Genomic DNA, 5,392 nt, shown 5'->3' with positions numbered 1-5,392 from the left:
TTCGTGTTCTACGGCTTCCTGCTCTGCTTCGCCTCGACCTGCGTGGCGACCCTCTACAGCTACGGGTTCGATCTCGAGGCCCCCTATCCGCCGACCTCGCTTCCCGTGATCCTCGGGGCGCTCGGCGGCATCGGCCTCGTCGCCGGCGCGCCCGGATTGCTGCTGGAGAAGAGGCGGCGCCCGCCCGCCTTCGCCGATCCCGCGAGCCGCGGCATGGACGTCGCCTTCATCGTCACCCTGTTCCTGCTCGGCCTGACGGGTCTGGCTCTGCTCGTCCTCCGCGCGACATCGTTTGCCGGGATCCTGCTCTGCATCCATCTCGGCGTGGTTCTTGGCTTTTTTGTCACAATGCCATACGGAAAGTTCGTGCACGGGATCTGGCGACTGGTTGCGCTCGTGCGCCACGCGGCCGAATTCGAGGCCGAAACCGCCGGGACGCAGAAGTAAAGCCACTCCGCGCGAGTGTCGGTCTGCCGACCGGACCTTGAAACACAATAATCGACAGGGCAGACCCAGAACGGGCTCCGGGAGAACACAGACATCATGAATCACACGACAGACGAGCCAACGGAACATCAGATCCGCAAGGTCGCGCTGGCCAGCATCATCGGGTCGGTCATCGAGCAGTATGACTTCCTGGTCACCGGCGTGATTGCCGCCACGGTCTGGGGCGGCATCTTCTTCAAGCTGCCGGGGCTGGCGGCCATCGCCGCGGCGATCGGCGTCTACGGTCTTGGCATCGTCATCCGGCCGCTCGGCGCCTTCATCTTCGGCAACATCGCCGACCGCCGCGGCCGCAAGGACGCGATGGTCTACGCCCTGGTCCTGATGGGCGTCAGCACGCTGCTGATCGGCCTGACGCCGACCTATGATTCGATCGGCGCGGTCGCGCCGGCGCTGCTGATCATCTTCCGCCTCGCCCAGGGCATCAGCTTCGGCGCCGAATTCGGCACCGCCTCGACCTGGGTCGTCGAGCAGGCGGCGAAGTCGCGGCATCGCGCCTTCTGGGGCGCCTGGGTCGGCTTCGCGATCCCGATCGGGCTGCTGCTCGGCTTCGGGTCCGTCATCCTCGTGAAGTCGATGATGACGCATGCCGAATTCATCGCCTGGGGCTGGCGCATCTTCTTCTTCATCGGCTTCCTCGTCGCCATCGTCGGCATCGTGATCCGGTCGCGGACCGAGGACAGCTTCGTCTTCGAGCGCCACCGCGCCAGACACGCGGTGCTCGACCTGCCGGCGAGCCGGGTGTGGCGCGAGATGCCCCTGCGCATCCTGCGCACGTCGCTCGTGAACGCGATGTTCAGCGGCGCCTTCTTCCTGTCGTTCGTCTTCGGCACGAGCTACATGAAAGCCGTCGGCTTCACCGCCACGCAGGCCGAAACCGTCGGGCTGATCGCCGCCGCCTTCATGTTCGTCTTCATGTATATCGGCGCGCGCATGGCCGACCGCGTGAGCCGTCGCACGGTGCTGCTGATCTCAGCCGTCGTGTTTCTCGTCTTCGCGATCCCGTATTTCTACCTCATCAACATGCACAGCTTCTTCCTCGCGGTCGTCGCGGAAGTCATCGGTTTCGGCTTCGTCTTCGGCTTCGGCTATGGCGCCATCCCGGCCTTCTACACCGAGAACTTCCCGACGCGGTATCGCGCATCGGGCGCCAGCCTCGGCTATCAGATCTCGCAGGTCTATGGCGGCGGCCTGATCCCCATCGTCGCCGGCCTCATCCTGCGCAGCGCCGGGATTCACCGTGCCTATGTCTATATCGGGCTTCTCGTGATGGTCTACGCCATCGCGGCGATCTACGCGATCCTGACGACCGCCGACACCACGCAGTCGGACCTCGAACACTGACACGCAAACCCGGTCAGGCCGCCCGGCCTGATCGGGTCGCCTCCCGCCCTCAATACCTGCTTCGGTGGACAACCACGCTGAGCCCGATCCGCAACGCGCCGCTTCGCCTCGCGCAGAGGCTGCGCGCATAGGCATCCTGGCTGGCCGTGACCGCCTTGCCGTTCACCATCAGGAACCGCCCGCCGATAGGCTGGTCCTGGACCAGATCCACCACTTTATTGTCGATATAGATGTTCTTGATGATGTTCGAGCTATAGGACATGTCGACCATGTAGCGGCACACGCGGCGCGGAACGTTCGAGATCTCGACGTGATAGGCGTTGATGTCATGCGGGTCGAATTGCATCACGAAATTATGGTCCCGCACGTCCTGATTTTTCGCGATATGCAGGATCTGCCCGGCGTCGAGTTTCCCATACTGTCGAATCTTGTGGAAATATGAAACGCTCATCCGGTCGTACACCTCGCGCCGGCTACTGAACGGATGCGGATCGTCATACGCGTATTTCACCAGCAGAACGACCGCCAGCGCCGCCACGCACCCGGACAGCACACCAAGGATCAGCCATTTCGACTTCTGGAAAAAACTCATTTCGAATCCGATATCTATTCCTGCCTTTCTGATTTTTGTTGATGCAAAGTATTATGGACATATAAACAACATATTAACCGGATTCCGGCCGCCACGGCGAATCGTTCGATGCCATTCCGAATCGAATTATCAATGTCCTGACTTCCGCCCGCATCGGACGCGCCGTTTCGACTCGGGCAACCGCCTAGGTTCTGGACTCAACTGATCCACGCGGTGACGGCGAGGACGAGGCAGATCCCGGCGAGGAAGTTTCGTGCGGTCTTGTCGTAACGTGTAGCGATGGCGCGCCAGTCTTTGAGCCTGCAGAAGGCACGCTCGATGAGATTGCGCTTTCTGTAGGCGACGGGGTCGAAGGGCGGTATGGCGCGGCGGTTTGGCATGGGCGAGATCACCGGCCTTGTGCCCTGCCTGGTGAGGAAGGCGCGGAGGTCATCGGCGTCGTAGGCCTTGTCGGCGATCAGGTCTTCTGGCGGTGGCATGGTGGGGAGAAGCGCTCGGGCGCCACTGATATCGGAGGCCTGTCCCGGCGTCAGGAGGACGGCGGCGATGCGCCCCAGGTCATCCGCGACGGCGTGGATCTTGGTCGTCCGTCCACCCCTCGACCGGCCGATGGCCTGGCTTTGCGCCCCCCTTTACCGCCCGCGGCCGCGCGATGTGCCCGAACCGAGGTGCTGTCCACCATGGCGATGCGCGGGGGATCCGCGCAGGCGACAAGGGCCGCGAAGATCTCCTGCCAGAGGCCACGCTGGCTCCAGCGGTTGAACCGGTTGAACACCGTGGTCCGCGGCCCATAAGCCTCCGGAAGTGCGCGCCACCGCAAGCCCTCGCGAAAGCGATGCAGGATGCCACTCAGAACCCGGCGATCGTCCACCCGCGGTTTGCCGCCGAGCTTGGGCAACAGCGGCTCGATCGCAGCCCATTGCGCGTCGTTCAGCCAGAATAATTCCGCCATGATCCAAACCCTCCGTAGAGACTTGAATCAAAACTCCCGTAGTCATGGCAATAGGTACGGAACCTAGAGCACTTTCCGATCCTTTCGGATCGGATGTAGTGCTCTATCATACTGATAACCCGAGCATCTTTATCCGATCAGATGACTCCATCTGATCGGATGATGCTCTAGTGTCCTGCCCCTGAAATTCGTGGGTGAATTTCAGGGACAAGCAGGCCACCAAACTATCGTTTTTCCCAGTGTCCACTTTGAATCTGAAATCCGATGGGTTTCAGATTCGGGACGCTAGAGCACTTTCCGATCCTTTCGGATCGGATGTCGTGCTCTATCATACTGATAACCCGAGCATCTTTATCCGGTCAGATGACTCCATCTGATCGGATGATGCTCTAGCGCGTCAGGCCGCCGCCAGATAGGCGCGCCAGCCGCCGAACCCGGTAATCTCGCGCGCCCCCTCCAGCGCCGCCGGCTCGCACAGGAAGCCGGCAAACCGCCGCCCGTCCGCCAGCGTCACCTGGCCGATCGTCATCGGCCCCGGCACGCCGGCCACGAACCGTCCGAACTCCGCCGGCGACAGCGACCACCGCTCCACCGCGATGCCCGGCCCCGCGAAGCCCGGCGCCCGCACCAGCCCCGGCTTCGCCGGCGCCGTCGCCAGCGCGTAAAGCCGGTAGTCCGCCGCCGTCGCCGTCGCCTCCTCCAGCCGCGCCCCCAGCGCGGTCAGCTCGTGGTTCAGCGCCATGCCCGAAAGATGCGCCCCGGCGACGACGATCGAGATCCGCGCCGCCTCCGGCATCGCCAGCGCCCCCGGCGCCGCCCGCCGCGACACCCCGCATCCCGGCGACCCGGCCCGGTGCAGCGCATCGCCCAGCGCCAGCAGCGCGGCGTCGCTGAAAGCCGGCCCGATCAGCGACACGCCGAACGGCAGCCCGTCGGCGCGGAACCCCGCCGGCACCGCCACCGCCGCCATGTCCAGCAGGTTGACGAAATTGGTATAGCGCCCAAGCGCCGCGTTAAGCGCGATCGGCGCCTCAAGCATCGCCGCCACGGTGAAAATCTCCGGCGCGGTCGGCAGCAGCAGCGCGTCCACCTTCGCCAGCTCCGCCCCGGCCTGCCGCCGCAGCCCCATCAGCCGCGCTTGCGCGTCGAACAGGTCCGCCGCGTCGAACCCGCGCGCCCGCTCCAGGATCGCCCGCACCGCCGGGTCGAACGCCTCCGGCGATTGCGCGAAAAAACCCCGCAGCGCCGAAAGCCGCTCGGCCACGAACGCATCCTCGTAGAGCAGCGAAGCCGCGGCGCGGAACGGCGCGTCGTCGATCTCCACCAGCGTCCAGCCGAGCCCCTCGGCCACCGCGCAGCTCCGCGCATAGAGCGCCGCATACCCCGCCTCGTTGCCGCCGATCCGCTCCGCCGCCCCCAGGATGCCGACACGCGGCCGCTCCGGCAGCGCCACCGTCTCCGGCGCCCGCGAATACGGATCCTCCGCATCCACCCCCTGCGCCACCGCCAGCACCGTCGCCGCATCCGCCGCCGCATTGGCGAACACCGACACGCAGTCGAGGCTCCGGCACGCCGGCACCACGCCGCTCGCCGGCAGCAATCCCCGCGTCGGCTTCAGCCCGACCAGATTGTTGAACGAAGCCGGCACCCGCCCCGATCCCGCCGTGTCGGTGCCGAGCGAAAACACCGCGAGCCCCGCCGCCACCGCGACCGCCGAACCGGAGGACGACCCGCCCGAGACATACCGCGCGTCGAACACGCAGCGCGGCGCGCCATGGGGCGAGCGCGTGCCGTTCAGCCCGGTCGCGAACTGGTCGAGATTGGTCTTGCCGATCGGCACCGCCCCCGCCGCCCGCAGCCGTGCGACCACCGCCGCGTCCCGCGCCGGCATGTAGGCGAAGTCCGGGCATCCCGCCGTGGTCGGCATCCCGGCGACGTCGATATTGTCCTTCACCGCGAAGGGCAGCCCGGCGAGCGGCAGCGAGAGGTCGGCCGCCATC

The 5,392-nt window shown here is 65.6% G+C and carries 4 protein-coding genes and 1 pseudogene; 2 read left to right on the top strand and 3 right to left on the bottom strand.

Going from position 1 to position 5,392, the window contains the following annotated elements:
* Both tcuB and APM_RS15190 read left to right on the top strand, forming a co-directional pair.
* Positions 1-447, top strand: a pseudogene (gene tcuB, locus APM_RS15195) (tricarballylate utilization protein TcuB); the annotation flags it as partial.
* Between the two features lie 96 nt (positions 448-543).
* Positions 544-1,848: an MFS transporter gene (locus APM_RS15190; protein WP_007424262.1), complete on the top strand. Its 1,305-nt coding sequence runs from the start codon at positions 544-546 to the stop codon at positions 1,846-1,848.
* Between the two features lie 49 nt (positions 1,849-1,897).
* On the opposite strand, the gene APM_RS15185 is transcribed toward APM_RS15190, so the two are convergent.
* The 3 genes from APM_RS15185 to atzF all read right to left on the bottom strand — a co-directional run.
* Positions 1,898-2,440, bottom strand: coding sequence for a hypothetical protein (locus tag APM_RS15185; protein WP_007424261.1), 543 nt, complete (start codon positions 2,438-2,440; stop codon positions 1,898-1,900).
* A gap of 197 nt (positions 2,441-2,637) precedes the next feature.
* Positions 2,638-3,392, bottom strand: a protein-coding gene (locus APM_RS20615) for an IS5 family transposase (protein WP_197535485.1) whose coding sequence is annotated in 2 segments (ribosomal slippage) — positions 2,638-3,065 and positions 3,065-3,392 — 756 coding nt in all. Because the reading frame shifts where the segments join, the coding sequence is not laid out codon by codon here.
* Between the two features lie 397 nt (positions 3,393-3,789).
* The coding region (atzF, locus tag APM_RS15170; protein WP_007424259.1) for an allophanate hydrolase at positions 3,790-5,392 on the bottom strand (1,603 nt) is incomplete at its 5' end.

This window comes from Acidiphilium sp. PM (assembly GCF_000219295.1).
GTDB lineage: Bacteria > Pseudomonadota > Alphaproteobacteria > Acetobacterales > Acetobacteraceae > Acidiphilium > Acidiphilium multivorum.
This window is presented reverse-complemented; position numbering and strand designations above follow the sequence as displayed.

What these genes read in the sequence shown, in the direction of transcription:
- APM_RS15185 (WP_007424261.1), bottom strand. Translation starts at nt 2,440, where the DNA reads ATGAGTTTTTTCCAGAAGTCGAAATGGCTGATCCTTGGTGTGCTGTCC.
- APM_RS15190 (WP_007424262.1), top strand. Translation starts at nt 544, where the DNA reads ATGAATCACACGACAGACGAGCCAACGGAACATCAGATCCGCAAGGTC.